23 protein-coding genes are annotated in these 24,151 nt (G+C 69.0%); 4 read left to right on the forward strand and 19 right to left on the reverse strand.

Annotation, left to right across the window (positions count from 1 at the left end):
• Positions 1 to 7: 7 nt before the first annotated feature.
• From nusB to MAE01_RS06160, 13 genes are all read right to left on the reverse strand, one after another.
• Entirely contained in the window at positions 8 to 418 is a 411-nt protein-coding gene (nusB, locus tag MAE01_RS06100; protein ID WP_147038672.1) for a transcription antitermination factor NusB, read from the reverse strand.
• 3 nt (positions 419 to 421) lie between these two features.
• A complete protein-coding gene (gene efp / locus MAE01_RS06105; RefSeq protein WP_147038673.1) occupies positions 422 to 982 on the reverse strand; it encodes an elongation factor P in 561 nt (186 codons plus the stop codon).
• Positions 983 to 1,044: 62 nt separating this feature from the next.
• Positions 1,045 to 1,482 carry a type II 3-dehydroquinate dehydratase gene (gene aroQ / locus MAE01_RS06110; RefSeq protein WP_147038674.1) on the reverse strand — a complete coding sequence of 146 codons (438 nt, stop codon included), beginning with the start codon at positions 1,480 to 1,482 and terminating at the stop codon, positions 1,045 to 1,047.
• Complete coding sequence (gene aroB, locus MAE01_RS06115) at positions 1,479 to 2,567, reverse strand: 3-dehydroquinate synthase (protein WP_147038675.1); 1,089 nt, start codon at positions 2,565 to 2,567, stop codon at positions 1,479 to 1,481. The genes aroQ and aroB overlap by 4 nt, the downstream gene beginning before the upstream one ends.
• On the reverse strand, positions 2,564 to 3,082 hold the full coding sequence (locus MAE01_RS06120) for a shikimate kinase (protein ID WP_147038676.1): 519 nt from the start codon (positions 3,080 to 3,082) through the stop codon (positions 2,564 to 2,566). Before MAE01_RS06120 ends, aroB begins: the two co-directional genes overlap by 4 nt.
• The gene (gene aroC / locus MAE01_RS06125; protein ID WP_147038677.1) at positions 3,069 to 4,298 is read right to left on the reverse strand and encodes a chorismate synthase; all 1,230 of its coding nucleotides are present in this window, start codon (positions 4,296 to 4,298) and stop codon (positions 3,069 to 3,071) included. The genes MAE01_RS06120 and aroC overlap by 14 nt, the downstream gene beginning before the upstream one ends.
• A 4-nt stretch (positions 4,299 to 4,302) precedes the next feature.
• Positions 4,303 to 5,124 carry a shikimate dehydrogenase family protein gene (locus MAE01_RS06130; RefSeq protein WP_147038678.1) on the reverse strand — a complete coding sequence of 274 codons (822 nt, stop codon included), beginning with the start codon at positions 5,122 to 5,124 and terminating at the stop codon, positions 4,303 to 4,305.
• 4 nt (positions 5,125 to 5,128) lie between these two features.
• Positions 5,129 to 6,658, reverse strand: coding sequence for an endolytic transglycosylase MltG (gene mltG / locus MAE01_RS06135; RefSeq protein WP_147038679.1), 1,530 nt, complete (start codon positions 6,656 to 6,658; stop codon positions 5,129 to 5,131).
• Between the two features lie 2 nt (positions 6,659 to 6,660).
• Positions 6,661 to 7,134 (reverse strand): Holliday junction resolvase RuvX, encoded by a 474-nt coding sequence (gene ruvX / locus MAE01_RS06140; RefSeq protein ID WP_147038680.1) that lies wholly within the window; start codon positions 7,132 to 7,134, stop codon positions 6,661 to 6,663.
• Positions 7,131 to 9,791: an alanine--tRNA ligase gene (gene alaS, locus MAE01_RS06145; protein WP_147038681.1), complete on the reverse strand. Its 2,661-nt coding sequence runs from the start codon at positions 9,789 to 9,791 to the stop codon at positions 7,131 to 7,133. The genes ruvX and alaS overlap by 4 nt, the downstream gene beginning before the upstream one ends.
• Before the next feature lie 4 nt (positions 9,792 to 9,795).
• The gene (locus tag MAE01_RS06150; protein ID WP_147038682.1) at positions 9,796 to 9,987 is read right to left on the reverse strand and encodes a hypothetical protein; all 192 of its coding nucleotides are present in this window, start codon (positions 9,985 to 9,987) and stop codon (positions 9,796 to 9,798) included.
• A 125-nt stretch (positions 9,988 to 10,112) separates the two neighbouring features.
• Positions 10,113 to 10,742, reverse strand: a complete 630-nt coding sequence (gene rpsD / locus MAE01_RS06155) for a 30S ribosomal protein S4 (RefSeq protein ID WP_147038683.1) — start codon at positions 10,740 to 10,742, stop codon at positions 10,113 to 10,115.
• Between the two features lie 159 nt (positions 10,743 to 10,901).
• Positions 10,902 to 12,236, reverse strand: a complete 1,335-nt coding sequence (locus tag MAE01_RS06160) for a replication-associated recombination protein A (RefSeq protein WP_147038684.1) — start codon at positions 12,234 to 12,236, stop codon at positions 10,902 to 10,904.
• Positions 12,237 to 12,321: 85 nt separating this feature from the next.
• Here MAE01_RS06160 and MAE01_RS06165 point away from each other — a divergent pair, with 85 nt between their 5' ends.
• Both MAE01_RS06165 and MAE01_RS06170 read left to right on the forward strand, forming a co-directional pair.
• The gene (locus MAE01_RS06165) at positions 12,322 to 12,609 is read left to right on the forward strand and encodes a hypothetical protein (protein WP_147038685.1); all 288 of its coding nucleotides are present in this window, start codon (positions 12,322 to 12,324) and stop codon (positions 12,607 to 12,609) included.
• 142 nt (positions 12,610 to 12,751) lie between these two features.
• On the forward strand, positions 12,752 to 13,690 hold the full coding sequence (locus tag MAE01_RS06170) for a formate/nitrite transporter family protein (protein ID WP_147038686.1): 939 nt from the start codon (positions 12,752 to 12,754) through the stop codon (positions 13,688 to 13,690).
• 54 nt (positions 13,691 to 13,744) lie between these two features.
• Here MAE01_RS06170 and MAE01_RS06175 read toward each other — a convergent pair whose 3' ends face one another.
• From MAE01_RS06175 to nirB, 5 genes are read right to left on the reverse strand one after another with little or no spacing between them, the layout of a single operon-like run.
• Positions 13,745 to 14,434 carry a sirohydrochlorin chelatase gene (locus MAE01_RS06175; protein ID WP_147038687.1) on the reverse strand — a complete coding sequence of 230 codons (690 nt, stop codon included), beginning with the start codon at positions 14,432 to 14,434 and terminating at the stop codon, positions 13,745 to 13,747.
• The gene (locus MAE01_RS06180) at positions 14,431 to 15,540 is read right to left on the reverse strand and encodes a uroporphyrinogen-III synthase (protein WP_147038813.1); all 1,110 of its coding nucleotides are present in this window, start codon (positions 15,538 to 15,540) and stop codon (positions 14,431 to 14,433) included. Before MAE01_RS06180 ends, MAE01_RS06175 begins: the two co-directional genes overlap by 4 nt.
• Positions 15,541 to 15,557: 17 nt before the next feature.
• Complete coding sequence (cobA, locus tag MAE01_RS06185; protein WP_147038688.1) at positions 15,558 to 16,793, reverse strand: uroporphyrinogen-III C-methyltransferase; 1,236 nt, start codon at positions 16,791 to 16,793, stop codon at positions 15,558 to 15,560.
• Position 16,794: 1 nt separating this feature from the next.
• Positions 16,795 to 17,178, reverse strand: coding sequence for a nitrite reductase small subunit NirD (nirD, locus tag MAE01_RS06190; RefSeq protein ID WP_147038689.1), 384 nt, complete (start codon positions 17,176 to 17,178; stop codon positions 16,795 to 16,797).
• Entirely contained in the window at positions 17,175 to 19,739 is a 2,565-nt protein-coding gene (gene nirB, locus MAE01_RS06195) for a nitrite reductase large subunit NirB (protein ID WP_186806139.1), read from the reverse strand. The genes nirD and nirB overlap by 4 nt, the downstream gene beginning before the upstream one ends.
• Positions 19,740 to 19,946: 207 nt before the next feature.
• Here nirB and MAE01_RS06200 point away from each other — a divergent pair, with 207 nt between their 5' ends.
• Together MAE01_RS06200 and MAE01_RS06205 are read left to right on the forward strand one after the other, a co-directional pair.
• Entirely contained in the window at positions 19,947 to 21,299 is a 1,353-nt protein-coding gene (locus MAE01_RS06200; RefSeq protein WP_229718190.1) for a DUF349 domain-containing protein, read from the forward strand.
• 51 nt (positions 21,300 to 21,350) lie between these two features.
• Complete coding sequence (locus tag MAE01_RS06205) at positions 21,351 to 21,920, forward strand: type IV toxin-antitoxin system AbiEi family antitoxin (RefSeq protein WP_147038690.1); 570 nt, start codon at positions 21,351 to 21,353, stop codon at positions 21,918 to 21,920.
• On the opposite strand, the gene MAE01_RS06210 is transcribed toward MAE01_RS06205, so the two are convergent.
• Positions 21,890 to 24,139, reverse strand: a complete 2,250-nt coding sequence (locus MAE01_RS06210; protein WP_147038691.1) for a RelA/SpoT family protein — start codon at positions 24,137 to 24,139, stop codon at positions 21,890 to 21,892. The two genes, MAE01_RS06205 and MAE01_RS06210, sit on opposite strands and share 31 nt — an antisense overlap.
• Positions 24,140 to 24,151 lie beyond the last annotated feature (12 nt).

Genomic DNA, 24,151 nt, shown 5'->3' on the forward strand with positions numbered 1-24,151 from the left:
CCGGCAGTCAGCTCGCGCGGGCCACCCGAGCCAGCACGCCGTGGACGAACGCACCGGAGTCGTCGGTCGAGAACTCCTTGGCGAGTTCGACGGCTTCGTCGATCGCGACGGCGGTCGGCACCTGATCGTTGAACAGGATCTCCCACGTACCGATGCGCAGCAGCGCACGGTCGACGGCCGGCATCCGCTCGATCTTCCAATCGCGACTGTGCGTGACGATGTTCTCGTCGATGTCGCCGCGGTGGTCGATGATCCCGTCGACGATCTCACGTGCGTACAGCCAGGAGGCTTCGCGGGCCGGTTCGCTGGCCGCGCGCTTGGCCTCCGCCGCGAGGGTCACGGCGAGGTCGTCGCCGCGGACATCAGCGGAGAAGAGGATGTCGAGTGCGCGCTTGCGCGCCTTCGTCCGGGCGCTCACGCCTTACTTCTCGCGACCGAGGTAGTCACCCGTGCGAGTGTCGACCTTGATCTTCGTGCCGGTCTCGATGAACAGCGGCACCTGCATCTCGTAACCGGTCTCGACGGTGGCGGGCTTGGTGCCTGCCGAGGAGCGGTCGCCCTGCAGGCCCGGCTCCGAGTAGGTCACCTCGAGGATGACGGAGGTCGGCAGCTCGATGTAGAGCGGGTTGCCGTTGTTGAGCGCGATCGTGACCTGCTGGTTCTCGAGCAGGAAGTTCTTGGCGTCGCCCACGACGGCGGGGCTCAGCGTGATCTGGTCGTAGTCGGTCGTGTCCATGAACACGAAACCGTCGCCATCGTCGTACAGGTAGGTGAAGTCCCGGCGGTCGACGTTCTCGATGTCGACCTTGGCGCCGGCGTTGAACGTCTTGTCGTTGGTGCGGCCGGTGACGACGTTCTTCAGCTTGGTGCGGACGAAAGCGCCGCCCTTGCCGGGCTTGACGTGCTGGAACTCCACGACGGTCCAGAGCTGTCCGTCGAGGTTCAGGACGACGCCGTTCTTGATGTCTGCGGTGGATGCCATGCGGGAGAGTTCCGTTCGTCGGGGCGGGGGCCGCGCTCTGTGGAGGCGGCCGACAGTCGATTCTACGGGATGAGCGCCGTCAGCTGCGCGATGGCGCTTGCGTACCCGTTCACGCCCTGCCCGATCACCCGAACGGCGGCGACGTCGTGCAGGTAGGAGAAGCGGCGGAACTCCTCACGGGCGTTCACGTCCGAGATGTGGATCTCGGCGAAGGGCAGGTTCACACCGGTCAGCGCGTCGCGCAGCGCGACCGAGGTGTGCGTGAGCCCGCCGGGGTTGATGACGATGCCGTCGCAGTCCTCGCGCGCGGCGTGGATCGCGTCGATCAGCACGCCCTCGTGGTTGCTCTGGATGCTGCGCAGCTCGAAGCCAGCCTCGGCTGCGGCCTCGGTGGCGATCCGCTCGACGTCGGCAAGCGTCTCCGTGCCGTAGACGCCGGGGTCGCGGACGCCGAGGAGGTTCAGGTTCGGCCCGTTGACGAGCAGGATGCGGTGCGTCATGCGCCGACCTCCTGGTAGGCGGCGAACAGCAGCGATTCGTCCGGGGCCTGCAGCACCGTGGGCTTGGCGATGTCGTCGAGGACGATGAAGCGCAGCATCCCGCCGCGGGCTTTCTTGTCGCGTTGCATGCTGGCCAACAACGTCGCCCAGGCCCCTGTGCGGTAGGTGGTGGGAAGACCGAGAGACTCGAGGATCGAACGGTGCCGGTCGACGGCCTCGTCGGACAGGCGTCCGGCGAGGCGGGAGAGCTCTGCGGCGTACATCATGCCGATCGAGATCGCCGCGCCGTGGCGCCAGCGGTAGCGCTCGGCGTGTTCGATGGCGTGGCCGAGCGTGTGGCCGTAGTTGAGGATCTCGCGCTGTCCTGCTTCGCGGAAGTCCTCCGAGACCACCTGAGCCTTCATGCCGATCGCGAGCTCGACGGTGCGCCGGAACTCGTCCGTCGACGTGTCGACGGCGCGCGACGGATCGGCCTCGATGATGTCGAGGATCTCGGGCGCCCAGATGAATCCGGCCTTGACGACTTCGGCGTAGCCGGCTGTCGCCTCGTGCGCGCTGAGGCTGCCGAGCTCGTCGAGATCCCCGATCACGGCGCGCGGCGCCCAGAACGCGCCGACGAGGTTCTTGCCCTCTGCGGTGTTCACACCGGTCTTCCCGCCGACGGAGGCGTCGACCAGTCCCAGCACGGTGGTGGGGATCTGCACGACCTGGATGCCGCGCAGCCACGTCGCCGCCACGAACCCGGCGAGGTCGGTGACCGCTCCCCCGCCGTAGCCGATGACGGCGTCGCTGCGGGTGAAGTCGGACTGGCCCATGACCTGCCAGCAGAAGGCCGCGACCTCGATGCGCTTGCCCTGCTCGGCGTCCGGCACCTCGGCCAGCAGCACCTCGCGCTGACCGTTCGCAGTATCCGCGAGCAGGCGGTCGCGCAGCTCGGCGGCGCGGGCTGCGAGCGTCGGCGGGTGCACGACGAGGATCTTCCGCACTGCCGGGTCGAGCGCTGCGGAGGCCTGGTCGAGGATGTCCCGGCCGACCGTGATGTCGTAGGTGGCCTGCCCGGCGACGCTGATCGTGGTGGTGTTCATGCCTGTTCTCTCCTCCATGCCGCGATCTCCTCGGCGATGTGCTGCATCGGCCGGTGAGACGTGTCGAAAGTCGCATCCGCGACCTCTTCGTACCAGCCGCGGCGCTGTTCGTAGATCTCGTTCCAGCGGGTGATCGGGTCGTCGTCGCCGGCGAGCAGGGGCCGGCCTCCGCCGCTCAGGCGCCGGCGGACGGACTCCGGGGTGACGGTGAGGAGGACGACCGGATGCTCCCTCAGCAGCTCGCGCGTCTGCACGGAGGCGACGGCACCGCCGCCGACCGAGACGACGCCGCCCTCGGACAGCGCGTCCGCGACCGCCGCGGCCTCCAGAGCCCGGAAGTACGCTTCACCGTGCGCGGTGAAGATCTCCGGGATCGGGCCGTGCGCCGCGACGATCCTCTTGTCCGTGTCGACGAAGCCGACTGAGAGCATCTTCGCGACCCGTCGGCCGACGCTGGTCTTGCCCGAGCCCATCGGGCCGACGAGCACGAGCGTCAGCGGCTCAGGACTGCTCATCGTGAGCGATCAGCGCCGCCTCCGAGGCGGGCGCGGTGCGCAGCTCGGCGGGGATCGCCGCGAGGTACCCGTCGAGGTTGCGTCGCGTCTCGCGGATGCTGTCGCCGCCGAACTTCTCCAGCACTGCACGTGCGAGCTCGACCGCGACCATGGCCTCGGCGACGACGCCCGCTGCGGGGACGGCGCACACGTCGGAGCGCTGGTGGTGGGCGCTGGCAGCCTCGCCGGTGGCGGTGTCGATCGTGCGCAGCGCGTGCGGAACCGTGGCGATCGGCTTCATGCCCGCGCGGACGCGCAGCACCGTGCCGGTGGACATGCCGCCCTCGGTGCCGCCGGCGCGGTCGGAGGCGCGGGTGATGCCGTCATCGGCGATGAACAGCTCGTCGTGGGCGGCGGAGCCGCGGCGACGCGTCGTCTCGAAGCCGTCGCCGACTTCGACGCCCTTGATCGCCTGGATGCTCATGAGCGCCTGGGCGAGGCGCGCGTCGAGCCGTCGATCCCAGTGCACGTGCGAGCCCAGCCCCGGCGGCAGTCCGTACGCGAGCACCTCGACGATGCCGCCGAGCGTGTCGCCGGCCTTGCGGGCGTCGTCGACCTCTTCGACCATGCGGGCGGACGTGCCGGCGTCGAAGCACCGCAGCGGATCGGCGTCGAGCGCGTCGACGTCGTCCGGCGTGGGCAGCACGGCATCCTCAGGAGCGCGGACCGGACCGATCGACAGCGTGTGGCTGACCAGCCGGATGCCGAGTTCGCCGAGGAACGAGCGTGCGACCGCGCCGAGGGCGACACGGGCGGCGGTCTCACGGGCGCTCGCCCGTTCGAGGATCGGGCGAGCCTCGTCGAAGTCGTACTTCTGCATGCCGACGAGGTCGGCGTGGCCTGGACGCGGGCGGGTCAGCGGTGCCGAGCGGCCGCGGGACTTGTCGGTGATCTCCACCGGCTCCGGGTTCATCACCTCGACCCACTTGGGCCACTCGGTGTTGCCGATGCGCAGCGCGATCGGGCTGCCGAGGGTCTTGCCGTGGCGGACACCGCCGGAGATGGTGAGCTCGTCCTGCTCGAACTTCATCCGGGAGCCGCGGCCGTAGCCGAGCTTGCGGCGCGCCAGGTCGGCCTGGATCGCCTCGGAGGAGATCGGGACGCCGGAGGGAAGTCCCTCCATGACGGCGATGAGTTCGGGGCCGTGCGATTCGCCGGCGGTGAGCACGCGGAGCATTGCTCTAGTCTCCCATGAGTGCCGATCGCATTTCGTCACGCACCCGGTGCTCGTTCTCGAGCACGTGCAGCGGGTCGCCGTGGACGAACACGCGGACCTGCCGGATCGCCTGATGCAGCAGCATCGCCAGTCCTGAGGTGACCTGCCCGCCGTGCCAGATGCTCGCCAGCGCGGACGGCCACGGTGCGTACGCCGCGTCGAAAAGTGCGCCGCCTGCGTCGCTGAGAGGTGCGACGAGCCGGTCGTCCAGCATCGTGCCGCTCGGAAGCGTCGCGACTGTGAGGTCCACGGCGGTGGCCGGGGCGTCGAACCCCGTCACCGAGACCGCGATGCCCAGGCGCTCTCCGAGAGCGCGGAAGAGCTCAGCGCGTTCGGGGCGGCGGGCGCGGATCTCGACGTGCTCTGCACCGCCCTCAGCCGTCGCGACGAGCGCAGATGCGGCAGTCGCACCCGCGCCCAGGATGCGGGTGCGCGACATCGTGCAGATGTCGTTCTCTGCGAGGGCGTCGAGGATGCCGCCGACGTCGGTGTTGAACCCCGCGGGCTCCGCTCCGAGCAGGAGGGTGTTGACGGCACCGGTGAACTGCGCGTGGCGGTCGCGCGTGGCGGCTGCGGCGAACGCCGCCTCCTTCAGGGGCATCGTCACCGACAGCCCGCGCCAGGTGTCGTCGAGAGCGGCGAACGCGCCGGCGAATCCCGCGGCGTCGACACGTCGGCGCCCGTAGTGCCAGTCCAGGCCGAGCGCACGGTAGGCCGCGGCGTGCAGCACCGGAGATTTGCTGTGCGCGATCGGATCGCCCCAGACCTCGAGGCGGTTCCCCCTCACCTGATCAGCATCCCTGGTCGGGGTTGGCGCGGCACCAGTCGTGCCAGGTGTCGATCGCCGCCTGATGCTCCTCGTAGGTCGTCGAGAACACGGTCTCGCCGCTCTGCGGGTTGATCGTGACGAAGTAGAACCAGGGGCCGTCCACCGGGTGCATGGCGGCGTCGATCGCGGCGTCGCTGGGGTTGGCGATCGGGCCGATCGGCAGTCCTTCGATGACGTAGGTGTTCCAGTCGTTCTCGTCGAACTGCGCCTCCTCGGACGTGCTCACGACACCGGCGTGGAGCTCGCCGTAGCCGTACTGCGCGGTGGAGTCCATCTGGAGCATCATGCCGTCGTCGAGCCGGTTCTGGATGACGCGGGAGACCTTGCCGAAATCGCCGGTCCGTCCCTCCCGCTCGATGATGGAGGCGATCGTGAGGACACGGTTCTCGTTCCCGGCCGGGACGCCGGCCGCAGAGAGCGATTCGCGGGTGCGGTCCACCATCCGCTGGATGACCTGCGTGGCGGTCGCCTCCGGATCGAAGGTGTACACCGCGGGGAACAGCCACCCCTCGAGGCTGCCGGCGTCCACGCCGTACGCTCCCGGGTCCTTGACTGCCGACTCCAGCTCCTCGATCGGGATGTCGAGGCTCTCGCTGATCACGGGCAGCGAGGACTCGATGGTGCCGCCCTCGGAGATGCCGACGGTGTTCGCGATGATGTTGGCGGGATCGCGCAGGATCTCGAGCGCGGCTTCCGCCGTCATCTTCTCCTGCAGCGGATAGACGCCGGGGTAGAACGTCACCGCGATGTTCTCGTCGACGAGGTAGTCGTAGAAGACGTCCTCGGTCTTGGTCACACCCGCCTCGTACAGGGCGGTCGAGATCGGAGAACCGGTGTCGCCCTCGCGGATCGTCACCATGACCTCGCCGGTGGCCATTCCCGGCTCCCAGTCCGCGGGAGGCCCCCACCCCATCACCTCGTTGATCTTGTCCCCGTAGGTGTTCATCACCCAGAATCCGGCGCCCACGGCGCCGCCGATCAAGGCGAGGACGATGATCAGCGCGACGAGACAGCCGGTGCGGCGCTTCTTCTTCGCCGCGCGGGTGTGCACGGCGTCACCGTGATCCGCCTCGAACAGGTCATCGAGCGTCGGCGCTGCCGGCTTCGCGGGAGCCTCTGCGGCAGGTGCGCCTGCTGCCGCGGCCTCGGTCGGCGCGTCGGCACCGGCGTCGGTCTGCAGCGCGGACTTCGGAGAACTCTCGGCCGGCGTGCCTGTGACTTGTGGCACCTGCTCGCCGACGGGTGCCTGTTCGGCGGCCGGTGCCTGCTCGGGCGCCGGTGTCTGCTCGGGCGACGGCGCCAGCTCGGGTGACGGCGCCTGTTCTGCCGCCGGCGCACCGGACCGTGCGGCCTCACGGCGGGCGCGACGGGAACCCGGCGCCGGTGGCGCCTGCTCGACGGCCGGTGCCCGATGCGAGGGCTCGGGCAGCTTCGCGAAGAGCTCGTCGGACAGGCTGTGCGAACTCGGCTCTGGGTTCTCACGTTGGGGCATGCTCAGGTGGGCTCCTCGGGTGTCGGCACCACGGAACCGGCCGGGCTGCCGGTGCTCTTCTCCGTGTCGATCGCGTGCTGCAGCAGAACCACTGCGGCGACCTGATCGACAATGCTACGAGAGTTCCGCTGAGTTCTGCCAGAGGACCGCAGCGCCGCATGCGCGGACACGGTGCTCAGCCGCTCGTCGACCATGCGTACCGGGACGGATGTGAGGCGCTGCAGAGCGGCGGCGAACTCCCTGGCATCCGACGTCGACGGGGTGTCCGCGCCCTGCATGTTGACCGGCAGGCCGACGACGAACTCCAGCGGCTCGTACTCCTTCGCGATCTCCGCGAGACGGGCCAGCGACGTCTCCGACCGCGGCACGGTCTCGACGGGCACGGCAAGCATGCCGTCCGGGTCGCAGCGTGCCACGCCGACGCGGGCCTTGCCCACGTCGACGCCGAGACGCACCCCGCGACGGAAGCCGGTCACGCGGTACGCAGCTCGGTCGTGATGGCCTCGAAAGCGGCGGGAAGCGCTGCGGCGTCCGTACCGCCGCCCTGCGCGACGTCATCGCGGCCGCCGCCGCCTCCTCCGAGCACTCCGGCGGCGCGCTTGGCAAGCACGCCGGCCTTCGCGCCCGCGGCGCGCGCGGCGTCGTTCGTGGCGACGACGACGATGGGTCGTCCTGCCACGATGCCGCCGAGGGCGACCACAGCGGCCTCGGAGCCGAGGCGCTCGCGCACACTCAGCGCGAGTCCGCGCACATCGTCACCCGAGGCGACCTCTCCCACGGACAAGGCCGCGACGCGGAAGGCGCCGACGCGCTCGGCGGCCTCGGCGATGGCGGGGACCCGGCCCTCGCGCTCCTTCGCCTCGAACTGCGCGATCCGCTTCTCGGCTGTCTTCAGATTCGCCGCGATCTCGGCGATGCGGTCGGGCAGCTGCTCGCGCGGCGTCTTCAGTGCGGCCGTCAACTGCGACACGACGGCGCGCTCTGCGGCCAGTTCACGGAAGGCGTCCTGGCCCACGAGGGCCTCGATGCGGCGGTTGGAGGCGCCGACCGACGACTCACCGACGACGCTGACCAGCCCGATCTCGGCGCTGGTGCTCACGTGAGTGCCCGCGCACAGCTCGCGCGACCAGGGACCGCCGATGTCGACCATGCGCACGACGTCGCCGTACTTCTCGCCGAACAGCGCCATGGCGCCGGCTTCCTTGGCCTCGTCGAGCGAGACGATGCGGGTGGTCACCTCGAGCGCGTCGTGCACGGCGCGGTTGGTGATCTCCTCGATCTCGCTGCGGGTGTCCGTCGACAGCGGCTGCGACCACGAGAAGTCGAAGCGCATGTAACCGGCGCGGTTCAGCGACCCGGCCTGTGTGGCTCCGGCGCCGAGCGTGTCGCGGAGAGCGGCGTGCACGAGGTGCGTCGCGGAGTGCGCCTGACGGGCGGCGCGGCGGTTCGCGGCATCCACCACGGTCGTCGCGCGGTCGTCGATCGCGACCGTTCCGGTACTCACCTGCACGGTGTGACTGATGAGACCAGGGACGGGCTTCTGCACGTCGAGGACCTCGAGCTCGTAGCCGGGACCGACGATCGCGCCCTTGTCGGCGACCTGGCCGCCGGACTCGGCGTACAGCGTGGTCTCGGCGAGGATGATCTCGGCGACCTGGCCCTCGGCGGCCGACGTGGCGGGTTGCCCGTCGATGAGGATGCCGAGCACCCGCGAGTCGGTCTCCAGATCGGTGTATCCGGCGAAGGACGTCTCACCGAGGGCCCGGAAGTCGCGGTAGACCGAGACGTCGGCCAGCTGGCGGCGGCGGCTCTTGGCATCGGCCTTGGCACGCGTGCGCTGCTCGGTCATCAGCTCGTCGAACGAGCTGCGGTCGACGCTGAGACCCTGCTCCTCGGCGATCTCGAGCGTCAGATCGATCGGGAAGCCGTAGGTGTCGTGCAGCAGGAAGGCTTCGGATCCGGCCAGCGTCTGCTTGCCGGACTTCTTCGTGTCCCCCAGCGCCAGGTCGAGGATCGTGGAACCCTGTGCCAGCGTGCGAAGGAACGTCTCCTCCTCGGCGACAGCGAGACCGGAGAGGCGGTCCCAGTCCGTCTCGAGGACGGGGTACGCCGACTTCATGGCGTCGCGCGAGGTCGCGAACAGCTCGGGGAACGTCGGGGCGTCGACGCCGAGCAGCCGCATCGAGCGCACGGTGCGGCGCATCAGGCGACGCAGGATGTACCCGCGGCCGTCGTTGGCGGGCTTGACGCCGTCTGAGAGGAGCATGAGCGAGGAGCGCACGTGGTCGGCGATCACGCGGAACCGGACATCGTCCTCGTGCGAGGCACCGTACTTGCGGCCGGAGATCTCCATGGCACGGTCGAGCACAGGACGCACCTGGTCGGTCTCGTACATGTTCTCGACGCCCTGCTTGAACATCGCGACGCGCTCGAGGCCCATGCCGGTGTCGATGTTCTTCTTCGGCAGGGGTCCTGCGATGTCGAAGTCGACCTTCGAGCGGACGTCGGAGAGCAGCTCCTGCATGAAGACCAGGTTCCAGATCTCGGTGAACCTGTTGTCATCGACCAGCGGCCCACCGTCCGGACCGTAGGCGGGTCCGCGATCGATGTAGATCTCGGAGCAGGGGCCGCCGGGGCCGGGCTGCCCGGTGTGCCAGTAGTTGTCCTCTTTGCCCATGCGCTGGATGCGCTCGGCGGGAAGGCCCGCGATCTTCTGCCAGAGAGCTGCGGCTTCGTCGTCGGTCTCGTAGACCGTGACCCAGATGTCCTTCTCGGCGAATCCGAGTCCGCCGTCGGCCTCGGAAGTCGTCAGCAGCTCCCAGGCATAGCTGATGGCGCCCTCTTTGAAATAGTCGCCGAACGACCAGTTGCCGAGCATCTGGAAGAACGTGCCGTGACGGGCGGTCTTTCCGACCTCTTCGATGTCGTTGGTGCGGATGCACTTCTGGAGGTCGGTCGCGCGCGGATAGGGCGCAGGCAGGAGCCCGGTCAGGTATGGCACGAACGGCACCATGCCGGCGATGGTGAACATGACCGTGGGGTCGTCGCTGACCAGTGATGCAGAGGGGACGACCGTATGGCCGTTCTTCTCGAAGTAGTTGAGGTAGCGCTGCGCGATGTCCGCGGTTTTCATGGGGTTACTGCGTGTCCTTGTCTGAGAAGAGTCTGGCTTCCTGGTCGCGGTAGGCGTCGCCGAGGATCGCGGTGAACTCGGTGATGCGCGCGTCGACGTCGGCCAGCAGATCGTGGCCGCGCGGGTCCTTGTTCATGAAGTGAGCGGCGACGAATCCGCCGATCACGCCGACCAGGAACCACAGCAGATTCTTCATGTCGTCATCCTCGCGATTGGGCCCGCAGAGCGCGGTCTTTCCATCGTATGCGGAAACGGCCGGTGGTACGACGAGAGGCGCCGGGATGAACCCGACGCCTCTCGTGCGAAATCAGCGAACTGAGATCAGCGAGCCGCGTAGTACTCGACGACGAGCTGCACTTCACAGGTCACGGGGACCTCGGCGCGCTTCGGACGACGGACCAGGCGGGCCTGCAGCTTGTCGAGCTCGACCTCGAGGTAGCCGGGAACGGGAGGCAGGACCTCGGCGTGACCGCCGGCGGCTGCCACCTGGAAGGGCTCGGTGCCCTCGCTCTTGGGCTTGACGTGGATGAGCTGACCCGGCTTCACGCGGAAGGACGGGCGGTCGACGAGCTGGCCGTCGACCATGATGTGACGGTGCACGACCATCTGGCGGGCCTGTGCGGTCGTGCGGGCGAAGCCCGAACGGAGCACGAGGGCGTCCAGACGCATCTCGAGCAGCTCGACCAGGTTCTCACCGGTCAGGCCGTCGACGCGGCGCGCCTCGTTGAACGCGATGCGCAGCTGCTTCTCGCGGATGCCGTACTGTTCACGCAGACGCTGCTTCTCGCGCAGACGGACGGCGTAGTCGCTGTCGGCCTTGCGCTTGGTGCGGCCGTGCTCGCCCGGAGCGTAGGGACGCTTCTCGAGGTAGCGGGCAGCCTTCGGGGTGAGTGCCACGCCGAGGGCGCGGGACAGGCGGACCTTGCGGCGGTCCTGGGACTTCGTGACCACGAAGCATTCCTTCCGATGACGTGGACGTGTCTTTCACGTCTCACGGACGTATCTCCCGCGCTCTGCCTGAATCGCGCACGCCGGGGCGCGAAGAAGGTGGGGTGTGAACGAAGAGATGCCCGAAAACTGTGTTTCGAGCCGCTCAACTCTAACAGACCGTCAGTGATCGTCGAGGATGCGGCGGATGCGCTCGAGCCGTGCGGATGTGTCACGCTCGGCGCCGAGGCTCTTCGGGGTGTAGTAACGCTTGCCGTCGAGTTCATCCGGTAGGTACTGCTGCGGGACGATGCCGTGCTCGTTGTCGTGCGGATACCGGTAGCCCTTGCCATGCCCGAGCCGCTTGGCTCCGGGGTAGTGCGCGTCGCGCAGGTGCGGGGGCACGCGCCCGAAGCTGCCGGCGCGCACGTCGGCGATGGCGGCGTTGATGCCGGCGTAGGCCGCATTGGATTTCGCGGTGGTGGCAAGGTAGATCGTCGCCTCTGCGAGCGGGATCCGCCCCTCCGGCATGCCGATGAACGCCACGGCATCCGCCGCGGCCGTCGCGATCACCAGCCCCTGAGGATCGGCGAGCCCGATGTCCTCGGATGCCGAGATCACCAGACGCCGCGCGATGAACCGGGGGTCCTCCCCCGCCTCGATCATGCGGGCCAGATAATGCAGCGCAGCATCCGGATCCGAACCGCGGATCGACTTGATGAAGGCGCTGATCACGTCGTAGTGCTCGTCGCCCTGGCGGTCGTACCGCAGCAGCGCCCTATCGACGGCCTGAGCGACGTCGTCCGCTGTGATGGCAGGAACCGACTCGTCACCGCCGTCGGCGTGCGAGACGGCGACCGCCGCGGCCGCCTCGAGTCCCGTCAGCGCCCGGCGTCCGTCGCCGGACGCGAGCCGGACGAGCGCGGCGCGCGCGGCATCCTCGATCTCGACGGTGCCGCCCAGCCCGCGCGCGTCGGAGACTGCACGATCGACGAGCAGGGCGATGTCATCGTCGGTCAACGGCTGCAGTGTCAGAAGGAGCGATCTCGACAGCAGCGGCGAGATGACCGAGAAGGACGGGTTCTCGGTGGTCGCGGCGATCAGGATGACCCAGCCGTTCTCGACACCGGGCAGCAGGGCGTCCTGCTGCGCTTTGGTGAACCGGTGGATCTCGTCGAGGAACAGAATCGTGGTCTGCCCGTAGAGGTCACGCTGGGTGATGGCTTCCTGCATGACCTCGCGGACGTCCTTCACACCTGCGGTGATCGCCGACAGCTCGACGAAACGGCGCCCGGACGAGCGGGCGATCGCCTGCGCGAGCGTGGTCTTGCCGGTACCGGGAGGACCCCAGAGGATGATCGACACCGCACCGGGTGAAGCGGCATCGGGATCGGCCAGCGCCACGATCGGGGAGCCGGCGCGCAGCAGATGCTGCTGGCCCGCGACCTCGTCGAGCGAGACGGGACGCATCCGCACGGCCAGGGGCGTCTGTCCCGAGAGCAGTGGCGCGGATGTCATGCATCCAGGCTAATGCGCACCGCTGACAACGCTCACCGGTAGGCTCGCCTGTGGCGCTGGCAGGTGCGCCGGAGGAAGGAAGATGATGGCCGGTCGTGGATCGAAGAACGCAGTGCGCTCGAAGGCCGCCACCGAGCGTGCGCGTCTCTATGCGGCACGGACGTCTTGGCACGAGGGCCGGATCAGCCGTCGCGTGCGCGACAACACGATGGCGGGCATAGTCGGCGGCCTGATCGTCGTCGCCGCGATCGTGAGCCAGTCCGTGCACGCCGCCGTCACGGTGCCGGAGCCGGAGCCGACCGAGACCTCGACGCCGGGGCCGCTGGAGAATCCGTTCGCCGACCTGTTCACTACGACGCCCGCGGCGCAGTAGCCGATCTCACACCTGCGGATGCGCGAGTGTGAGCGGTTCGCTCCACACTCGTAACGAACGACGCCTGTACCGGAAACGCCGGTGGGTCACGCTGGGACCGAACCAGCTCGTGTGCTCATCGATTCGTCCGTGGAGGTCGCCCGTGTCCTACGTCAAGCCCGCCGAACTTGTCACCCGAATGGTCGACGCCGGCGCCTACAAGCTCCAGCTGTCCACCCGGGACACCCTGCTCCGCGCCTTCATGGGAGCAGCGTTCCTGACCCTCGGCGCCGCGTTCGCGGTCACGGTCTCGACCAACACCGGTCAGCCGCTGCTGGGAGCGGTGCTGTTCCCGGTCGGCTTCGTCATCCTCTATCTGTTCGGCTACGACCTGCTCACCGGTGTGTTCACTCTCGGCCCGCTCGCGGTGCTGGACAAGCGGCCCGGCGCAACGCTCGGGGCGATGTTCCGCAACTGGGGGCTGGTGTTCCTCGGCAACTTCGGCGGCGCGTTCCTCATCGCGATCCTCATGGCGATCTACTTCACCTACGGGTTCTCCACCGAGCCCAGTGCCGTCGGCCAGGCGATCGGAGAGATCGGGCACGGGCGCACGGTCGGCTACGCCGATCACGGCGCCGCCGGGATGCTCACCCTCTTCATCCGCGGTGTGCTCTGCAACTGGCTGGTCTCCACCGGCGTGGTCCTGTCGATGGTGTCCGACAACGTGGTGGGCAAGGTGCTGGCCATGTGGCTGCCCATCATGCTGTTCTTCTACATGGGCTTCGAGCACTCCATCGTGAACATGTTCCTGTTCCCCTCGGGGCTCCTGCTGGGCGCCGACTTCACGATCATGGACTACCTGATCTGGAACGAGATCCCGACCGTGATCGGGAACCTCGTCGGAGGGTTGCTCTTCGTCGGCCTTCCGCTGTACTTCACGTACGGGCGGCCCGCCGCCCGCCGCGTCCGTGTGAAGTCCCGCGCTGGCAAGGTCGCACCGGCTGACGTTCCTGCGCAGACGGTGTCCGGCGTCGAGACGACGGCGTCCGGCGAGATCACGACGGACAGCGACGTGGAGCGCGAACCGGTCAGCGTCGGCTGACCGCACAAGGCGAAATCCCGGTGAGACCGAAGCTCACCGGGACTTCGCGTGTTCTCAGACCGCGACCCGCGCTGTCCGGAAGCGCTCGGCCACGATGGCCGCGATCCGCTCGTCGGGCGCGAGCGGATCGCTCACGACATCCGCACCGGCGCCGGCGACGAGCCCGGCGAAGAATCCGGGCGCGAGCACATGGCTGGCGGCGATCACCCGTTGTGCCCCGGTCTCGCGCGCCGCGGCAACCGCGTCGACGATCCGGGGCGTGGATGCCGAGGCGAAACCGATGCTCACCGAAACGGGGATACGGCTGCGGAGGCGACCCGCTGCCACCTCGACGTCGCGGACGGCACTCGGATTGCTGGAACCCGCGGCGGCGAGCACGACGTGATCGCCTCGCCGCCAGCCGTCCGGCAGGGCACTCTTGAGCCGATCGGCGAGGACGTCGGCGACCAGCGGATGAGTGCCGAGCGGAGCCGTCTGCGATGCTCTCGGGTGCGACTGCACGGCTCGGGAGATGTCGACGGCGGTGTGGTAGCCGACAGAGAGCAGAAGCGGAACGACGACCACGTCGTCGCTCCGGGACTCCGCTGCGATGACCGCATCGATCTGGGGATGCTCGACGTCGACGACGGCGTGCACGACTTTCGCCTCGGGGACGAGCGTGCGGACGCCGACGATGAGCTCCTGGACGGCTGAGCGTCCGGCAGGGTCGCCCGTACCGTGCGAACATGCGATGAGTGTCGTCACGCGCTCTCCTCCACGGCGAGGCGATAGCCCCGCTTCACGACTGTCTGAACCACTTCGAACCCGCGGAGGGCTTCGCGCAGCCTCGCAACGGCCATCTCCACCGCGTGGGCGTTTCCACCGGCCCGAGGCGCCGAGGCTGCGATCTCATCCCGCGAGAGCACACGCCCGCCCGCGTCGAACAGGGCACCGAGCGCACTCGCGGCGGTTCGCGAGAGCGGGAGGAACTCTCCGCCGATCACGACCCCGCCGCTGCGCATCGACATCTCACCCGCACTTGTGACAAGTGACGGCGCTGCGCCGCCTTCGCCGAAGAACGCGATCACGCACCGCGCGAGTGAACCCAGCCTGCCGCGATCGGCCTGAGTGGCGCGGAGCCCGGCCGTCTCGAGAGGGGACGCCGTGATGGGACCGACGGCCGCGAGCAGCAGACGTCCGCGGGCGGCACGCTCTCGAATCGTCGTCAGCGCGCCGTGGTGCTCTGCGGAGCGGACCCACTCCGATGCGCCCGGTGCCGAGGTGAAGAGCACAGCGTCCGCTTCGCCCGTCGCTGCCTGCGCGACCGAGCGCGCCACGACGGCGGCATCCGGCGGCGGTCCCCACCGGTACACGGTCAGGGCGACTACATCGGCGCCGGCGGACGCGAGCAGCGCGTCCAGTCCATCGGCTCCCGAGCCGTGGTGCTGCACGGCGATGCGCCTGCCCTCGAGACGCGTCGTGAGCAGATACTCCCCCACCTCCGCCGCGGTCTCCGACTCGGCGACCCAGTCGGCGACGAATCCGGCCTGCTGGATGGCGCCGTGCGCCTTCGGTCCTCTCGCGATGAACTGCGTGCGGCTCAGGGCTGCGCTCAGGTCTTCCGCGAGGTCGTGCTCGTAGGCGGCATCCATCCACCCCCGGAATCCGACCCCGGTCGTCACGACCACGACGTCCGGCGGATGGGCGATGAGCTCGCGGGTGCGCTGCAGGAGCGCGTCGTCGTCGGCCCCCCGTACGATGCTCAGCGCGGGTGCGCGGTACACCTTCGCACCGCGGCGTTCGAGGGCGTTCGCGAGGTCCCCCGCACGCCGGTCGGCGGCGACGACGACCGTGCAGCCGGCGAGAGCCATGTCCAGCGTGCGCGAACTCACCGCGCGTTCTCCTCCGATCGCAGTCCGCCGGGCATCAGCAGCCCTGCCCGTGCCACCTCGCCGAACACGATCACGGCCGGATTGCGCACCCCGGCGTCCGCTGCGGCATCGACGACCTCGCCGAGTGTGCTCCTCGTCGTCCGCTGACGCGAAGTGTGGCCGTTCTCCACGATCGCGACCGGCAGATCGCTGCCGATCCCGCGCTCGAGGGCGGCCGTGACCACCCTGGGGAGTGCGGCGACGCCCATGAGCATCACGGTGGTCACGTCGCGGTCCGCCAGCGCCCGAAGAGTGGTGGGCGTGACCTCGCCCTGGCCGTTCACCAGATGCATGGCGGATGCCGTTCCGCGATGGGTCACCGGGATCCCCGCTGCCTGGGGCACCGAGATCGCGCTCGATGCGCCCGGTGTGACCTCGACGGGAATGCCGGCGCGCTGACAGGCGATCACCTCCTCACCGCCGCGGCCGTACACGAAGGGATCACCGCCCTTGAGCCGCACCACGCGTCTGCCGGCCGATGCGTGCTCGACGAGCAGAGCGTTGATCCGCTCCTGCGGCACCGGGTGGTGATGCGGACGCTTGCCGACGTCGATCACGAGGACGTCCGGGTCGAGTTCGGCCAGCACCTCCGCGGTGGGGCCGAGACGGTCGACGACGACGACGTCGGCTTCTGCGAGCAGGCGTCGGGCGCGCACGGTCATGAGATCGATCGGTCCCGGCCCGCCGCCGATGAGGTCGACGCGTCCCGACTGCGTCGCACGTCGCCTGCGCAGGGGGATGCGGCCGGATGCCATCGTCAGCGCGATGGCATCGCGCACGCCGGCCGCACGGCGGGGGTCGACGCCCACGTCGCTGGCCACTCCGACGACGACATCGCCCGACGTCGTCTGCGCCGTCATCCGAGCGCTGCCGTGGGCGCCGTCCGAGGCGTTGACGCAGAACACCCTGTACCGGTCGCACGCTGCGGTGACCTCTCGATCCGCAGCGGGGTCGCCGGTGGCGGTGTGCACGAGCCACGCATCTGCGACGTCGCCGGGCGCGAACTCTCGCTCGTGCCACTCGAGGTCGTGCTCTCGCACGAGCGCCTGCGTCTCGGGTGCGAGCCGCGGTGCCACGATCCCGATGACGGCGCCGTCCGCGAGGAAGCGGCCAAGGCGGCGCGCCGTCACGGCACCGCCGCCGACGAAGAGCACGCGCCGGCCGGTGAGCGAGAGTCCGAGTAGCGACGTCATGTCATTCCTCCAAGGTGGGGTTCCGGGTCCGGTCAGGCGGTAGCAGGTGCACGTCTTCGCCTTCGACGATCACCCGCCACACGAGCAGATGCGCCTCCGGTTTGCCCTGGGTGTCAAGGCACAGTCCGGTGCGGAGATCGAACACCTGCTTGTGCATGGGAGAGGCGACCGTCGGGCTCTCGCCCTTCGTGCCGACGATGCCGCGCGAGATCACGTGGGCACCGCTGAACGGATCGAGGTTCGACACCGCGTGGATGCTGCCGTCGCGCAGCAGGAAGAGGGCGACCTGCTCCGATCCGATGAGTGCCGCTCTGCCGCGCTCCACCTCGAGGTCGTGGGTCCGGCACACCCGCACGGCTGTGGTGTCTGCGGCGACCAGGCTCATCGGCGCACCGCCAGGGTGGTGCCGGCGATCAGGACGCCCGAGTCCTCTCGCTCCGACGGCGAAGCGGGCCGCACCTGCCCGCGCGTCGCGACGTAGGCCAGTGACGGGTCGGGAGTGTCGGCCGCGTTGACGAACGACTGGAAGCGCGCGAGTTTGTCAGGGTCGCGCAGGGTCGCGGCCCATTCGTCCTCATAACCGTCGACGTGCCGCGCCATGGCCGCATCGAGATCCGCGCAGATGCCGAGGCTGTCGTCGAAGATCACGGACCTGAGTCCGTCAAGGCCGCCTTCGAGGTCCTCGCACCAGGGCGCGGTGCGCTGCAGGCGGTCGGCGGTGCGGATGTAGTACATGAAGAACCGGTCGATCGCCTGGATGAGGGCGTCGTCGGAGAGATCGGATGCGAGCAGCTCGGCATGACGCGGTGAGAAACCGCCGTTCCCGCCGACATACATGTTCCAGCCGGTCTCGGTGGCGATGATCCCGACATCCTTCGATCGCGCCTCGGCGCACTCGCGCGCGCACCCGGACACGCCGATCTTCAGCTTGTGCGGCGCGCGCAGGCCGCGGTAGCGCAGCTCCAGCCGGACGGCCATGCCCACCGAGTCCTGCACGCCGTACCGGCACCATGTCGAACCGACGCAGGACTTCACGGTGCGCAACGACTTGCCGTACGCATGACCGGACTCGAACCCGGCATCCACCAGCCGCTGCCAGATCAGCGGCAGTTGTTCGAGGCGGGCGCCGAACATGTCGATGCGCTGCCCGCCGGTCAGCTTCGTGTACAGCCCGAAGTCCTCTGCCACCTGACCGATCACCATGAGCCCTGCCGGCGTCACCTCGCCACCTGGCATCCGCGGCACCACCGAGTAGGTGCCGTCCTTCTGCAGGTTCGCCATGACGTGGTCGTTCGTGTCCTGCAGGGTGGCGTTCTCGCCGTCCAGCACATGGGCGCCGACCAGGACGGAGAGGATGCTGGCGAGAGCCGGCTTGCAGATGTCGCAGCCGCGTCCGCGCCCGAACCGTTCGATCACGGCGCTGAAGGTCGTCAGCTCGGACACCCGCACCGCGTCGAAGAGCTGCCGCCGTGACATGTCGAAGTGCTCGCAGAGCGCGTTCGAGACCGTCTGGCCGAGCTTGGTGAGCTCCTGCCCGACGACCTTCTTCACCATGAGGACGCAGGAGCCGCACGTGGCACCCGCCTTGGTGCAGGCCTTGACCTCCCCGGCATCCACGCAACCCTCGTCATGCACCGCCTGGCGGATGCGGCCGGCGGTCACGTTCGAGCACGAACAGACCACCGCTTCGTCGGGCAGATCGCCTCCCGGCGCCTCCACTCCACCCGCCGGCATCAGGTACGACACCGGATCTGCGCCGAGCCGCGCGCCGACGAGGGGGCGCAGCGACCCGTATGCGCCGGCGTCGCCCACCAGGATGCCGCCCAGCAGCGTCTGCGCGTCGTCGGAGAGCACGAGCTTCTTGTAGACGCCGGCCACCGGGTCCGTGTAGACGACGTCCAGGGCGCCGGCGGTCGTCGCGAACGCGTCCCCGAAGCTCGCGACGTCCACGCCGGAGAGCTTCAACTTGGCCGATTCGTCGTAGCCGCCGAAAGAGGCCTCCCCGCCCAGCAGGCGGGTCGCCGCGACCTCGGCCATCGCATACCCGGGGGCGACGAGGCCGACGCTTCGGCCGCCGAAGCTGGCCACCTCACCGATCGCGAGGATCGCGTCGTCGCTGGTCTGACAGCCCTCGTCGATCACGACGCCGCCGCGCGGGTCCACGGCGAGCTGCGCCGCACGGGCGAGCTCATCGCGCGGGCGGACGCCGACCGTGAACACGACGACATCCGCTCGATGGATGCTGCCGTCCTGGAACTCCAGCGCCGTGACGGATCCGGACGCGTCGGGATCCAGGCGCGTGGTGCGCGACTGGGTGCGCACGTCGATGCCGCGCGCCTCGATGAGACGGCGCAGCATGCTGCCGCCTGCCAGGTCGAGCTGCGCCGACATGAGGCGGTCGGATGACTGCACCACCGTGCAGTCGACATCCAGGCTCTGGAGCGCACCGGCCGCCTCCAGCCCGAGCAGACCGCCGCCGATGACCGCGCCGCGCAGCGGGCGTCCCAGCTCGGCGCTGCGACGCTGGACGAAACGCCTGAGCGCCTGCACATCGTCGAGGGTGCGGTACACGAAGCATCCGGGCAGATCCGCGCCGTCCACGGCCACGCGGGCGGCGTACGAGCCGGTCGCGAGGACGAGGCGGTCGTATGTCAGAACACGCCCGGACCGCGTCGTCACGGAGCGGCCATCGCGATCGATGCGCGTGACCCGGTCTCCGGCGAGAAGCGCGACCCGCTCGTCGTCCATGACCTCGCGCTCCAGCGTCAGCTCGGCGGGAGTGGTGCCGGAGAAGTACGACGTGAGCCCGACCCGGTCGTACGGATGACGGTCCTCGTCGCCGATGACGGTGACGCGTACCGCGGCGCCGGCGCGGCTGAGCAGGCTCTCCACGAAGCGGTGCGCGACCATGCCCGCTCCGGCCACGACGATCTCGGTGATGTTCATCAGGCCTCCTGCTTGTCGGCGATGACCAGACACTATGCGGGCCGTGTTTCGCGAACCCGACGATGCCTGTTACGCGCATCGAACGATCTCCTCACAAACCGATAACGATGCTGTGAGATCTCGGAACTCTGAGCGCGTCCCCCGCGTACTAGGCTGAACGAAGTCCTTTCCCACCCTCACGCGGGCTGACCGCGCAAGGAGCACATCGTGTCCGCAGACGAGACCTCGAAGCCGACCCCGCCCGTCCCCGCGCCTCCGCGCGTGCCGATGCCACCGCGCACGCCGGCCCCGGCTGCAGCGCCGTCGGCTCCCGTGTCGCCGATCGCCGCCGCAGACTCGGCCGATTGGGGACGCGTCACAGACGACGGCACCGTCGAGGTGCGAGAGGGCGACGACTGGCGCGTCGTCGGCCAGTACCCCGACGGCACGTCCGAGGAGGCGCTGGCGTACTACGTGCGCAAGTTCGACGACCTCGCCTTCAAGGTGCACACGCTCGAGCAGCGTCACCAGACCGGCGGTGCGTCGGCGAGTGACCTGACCAGTCAGGCGCAGAAGCTCGTGACCGAGGTCACCGGCGCCGCCGCTGTCGGTGACCTGGCTTCCCTGCACACCCGCCTCTCGACGCTCACCGAGACTCTTGCCGAGGCGCGCGAGGCCGAGACCAAGGCCGCCAAGGAGCAGGTGGATCAGGCGATCGCAGAGCGCACGGTCGTGGTCGAGAGCATCGAAGCCATCGCCGCCCGTGACCTGAGCAAGGTGCAGTGGAAGCAGGTCACCGAAGAGGTGAACACGCTCTTCGAGACCTGGCAGGCGCACCAGCAGAACGGTCCGCGTCTGCCGAAGGGCATCTCGCAGCAGCTCTGGAAGCGTTTCCGCGACGCGCGCGCCGTCGTCGACAAGGGGCGCCGCGCGTTCTACGCCGAGCTGGACGAGACTCACAAGGCTGCGCGTGATCGCAAGAACGCGCTGATCGAGCGGGCAGAGGCTCTCGCACCGAAGGGTGTCGACGGCATCCCCGCCTATCGCGGTCTGCTCGACGACTGGAAGGCGGCGGGCCGCGCAGGACGCAAGGCCGACGACGCCCTCTGGGCTCGTTTCAAGGCGGCCGGTGACGCGCTGTACGCCGCACGCGCAGAGCAGTCCGCCGCGGAGGAGGCCGAATCAGCGCCGAAGATCGAGGCGCGCAAGGCGCTTCTCGAAGAGGCGAAGGCCGTCGCCGACGAGTCCAACATCAAGCAGGCGCGGGCGCTGCTGACGAAGATCCAGCGCCAGTGGGACGAGGTCGGGCGGATCTTCCCGCGCGAGCAGGAGCGCGCGCTCGACGACAAGCTGCGCGTGATCGAGCAGTCGCTGAAGTCCCGCGAAGAGGTCGACTGGAAGCGCAACAACCCCGAGACCAAGGCTCGGGCGAACGACATGAGCCAGCAGTTGCTCGACGCGATCGAGAAGCTCGAGAGCGAGCTCGCCGCGGCCGAGAAGTCGGGCGACAAGAAGGCCGCCAAGCAGGCCGCCGATGCGCTCGAAGCGCGTCGCGCGTGGTTGAACGCCCTCGAGGGCTGACGTTATCCACAGCCGCCCCGGAGACGGTGGGCACGCGGTCACACTGAGAGTGTGCATCCGTCGCTGCTCTACCTCCCCGGGGCGCCGCTGTCTCTGCCCGAGCTGACAGCGGCGCGCATCGACGGGCTGCTCATAGAGGTCGGCGACGGCTACATGCCGCCCGACATCCCCGAGGGCCCTGCCGCGCGCCTTGCCTCGCTCGCTCCCATCCTCTCCCCCGGTTACGCGGCCAGCGGCCCCACTGCCGCCTGGGTGCACGGCGTCGGTGACGGGCCGCCGCGGTGCCACCACCTGCAGCGGGTAGCCCAGCGACGCGCTCGGGTGCGTCCCATCCGCGACGTCGTGCTGCATGATCGGCAGCTCGAGGCCGGCGACATCGAGGTGGTCTCTGGAGTGCCGGTCACGACCCGCGTGCGCACACTGGTCGATCTGATCGTCACAGCCGGCGACGATCCGGAATCGGCGCTCTGGATGCGTCGTCTCGCCGCCGCCTCACCCGAACTCGTCGAGAAGGTGCGCGTCATCATCCAGGAGCGCACGCGGATGCCGGGAAAGCGGGCGGCGCTGGCGAGGATCGCCGAGCTCGCCGACTATGAGGACGTCACGCGGTACACGTCGTAGACGGCGTCGATCCGCCGCACCGCGTTCAGAACACGGTCGAGATGCACCGAGTCGCCCATCTCGAACACGAACCTGCTGATCGCCAGCCGCTCATCGTTCGTGTTGACGGTCGCCGACAGGATGTTCACGTGATGCTCGCTGAGCACCCGCGTCACATCGGAGAGCAGACCCGAACGATCGAGCGCCTCGACCTGGATCTGCACGCGGAACACGCTCTTGGTGGTCGGAGCCCACTCCACCTCGATGAAACGCTGCTCCTGGTCACTGAGGGCCTTGACGTTGACGCAGTCCGAGCGGTGCACGGAGACGCCGCTGCCGCGCGTGACGAACCCGACGATCGGGTCACCGGGCACCGGTGTGCAGCACTTGGCGAGCTTGACGAGGATGTCCGCGGCACCGCGTACCAGGATTCCCGAATCGCCCGAGCGCGGCGCATGCGTGCGAGGACGCGATGGCAGGTCGATCGCGCCGGTGCTGGTGTCGTTGGCCGCGACGAGAGCTGTGACCTTCTCGAGCACGGACTGCGTCGAGACGTGGCCTTCGCCGACCGCGGCGTACAGCGCCGAGACATCCTCGTAGTGCAGCTGCTGGGCGACATCCGCGAAGGAATCCTGGCTCATCATCCGCTGCAGCGGCAGGTTCTGGCGTCGCATCGCGCGGGCGATGGACTCCTTGCCCTGTTCGATCGCCTCTTCGCGGCGCTCCTTCGTGAACCAGCCGCGGATCTTGTTCCTGGCGCGGGTGCTCTTGACGAAGGTGAGCCAGTCCTGGCTCGGGCCGGCATCCGGGTTCTTGGAGGTGAAAACCTCGACGACGTCGCCGGTGCGCACCTCCGTCTCGAGTGGAACGAGACGGCCGTTGACCTTGGCGCCCATGGTGCGGTGGCCGATCTCGGTGTGCACGGCGTAGGCGAAATCGACGGGCGTCGCGCCGGCGGGGAGCCCCACCACCCGGCCCTTCGGGGTGAAGACGTACACCTCCTTCGCACCGATCTCGAAGCGCAGCGAGTCCAGGAACTCACTCGGGTCGGCGGTCTCTGCCTGCCAGTCCGAGATGTGCGCGAGCCAGGTCATGTCGGTGTCGGAAGGACCGTCGACGGCCTTGCCGCCGTTCATCCGCTCCTTGTACATCCAGTGCGCTGCGACACCGAACTCGGCCTGCTGGTGCATCTCGTGCGTACGGATCTGGATCTCTACCGTGCGACCGCTCGGCCCGATCACCGTGGTGTGCAGCGACTGGTACAGGTTGAACTTCGGGGTGGCGATGTAGTCCTTGAACCGGCCGGGCAGCGGCGTCCACCGGGCGTGGATGGCACCCAGGACGGCGTAGCAGTCGCGCACCGAGTTCACGAGGACCCGGATGCCGATCAGGTCGTAGATGTCGTCGAATTCGCGACCCCGGATGACCATCTTCTGGTACACGGAGTAGAGCTGCTTCGGTCGGCCGCCGACCTTGCCGCGGATGCGCAGATCGTGCAGATCCTCATTGATCGACTCGATGACCTGCTTGAGATACTTCTCGCGCTGCGGGGTGCGCTGCGCGATCAGGCTGTTGATCTCGGCGTAGATCTTGGGATGCAGGACGGCGAAGGAGAGGTCCTCGAGCTCGGACTTGATGGTCTGGATGCCGAGGCGATTGGCCAGCGGCGCATAGATCTCCAGCGTCTCCCTGGCCTTCGGCGCGGCCTTCTCGGGCGGCACGAAGCCCCAGGTGCGGGCGTTGTGGAGCCGATCGGCGAGCTTGATCAGCAGAACGCGGATGTCCTTCGACATCGCCACGATCATCTTCCGGACGGTCTCAGCCTGTGCGCTCTCGCCGTACTTGACCTTGTCGAGCTTGGTGACGCCGTCGACGAGCATCGCGACCTCGTCGCCGAACTCGTCGGTGAGCTCGGAGAGCGCGTAGCCGGTGTCCTCGACGGTGTCGTGCAGCAGGGCCGCGGCGATGGCGCGAGGTCCGAGTCCCATCTCAGCGAGGATCTGGGCTACAGCCAGCGGGTGCGTGATGTACGGCTCGCCGCTGCGGCGCTTCTGGCCCTCGTGCTTCTCCTTGGCGACCTTGTAGGCGCGCTCGATGATCGCGAGATCGCCCTTGGGGTGATTCACCCGCACGGAGCGGATCAGGTTGTCGAGGTCGTTCACCCGGGGTGCGCGGGAGAAGATGCGCGGCACGAGCCTTCTCAGGCTCGAGCCCTGCGCCTGTGTCGTGGCCTCGGCCATCAATTCACCTCC

It is taken from the genome of Microbacterium aerolatum (genome assembly GCF_007988825.1).
In the GTDB taxonomy this organism is placed as follows: Bacteria; Actinomycetota; Actinomycetes; order Actinomycetales; family Microbacteriaceae; genus Microbacterium; species Microbacterium aerolatum.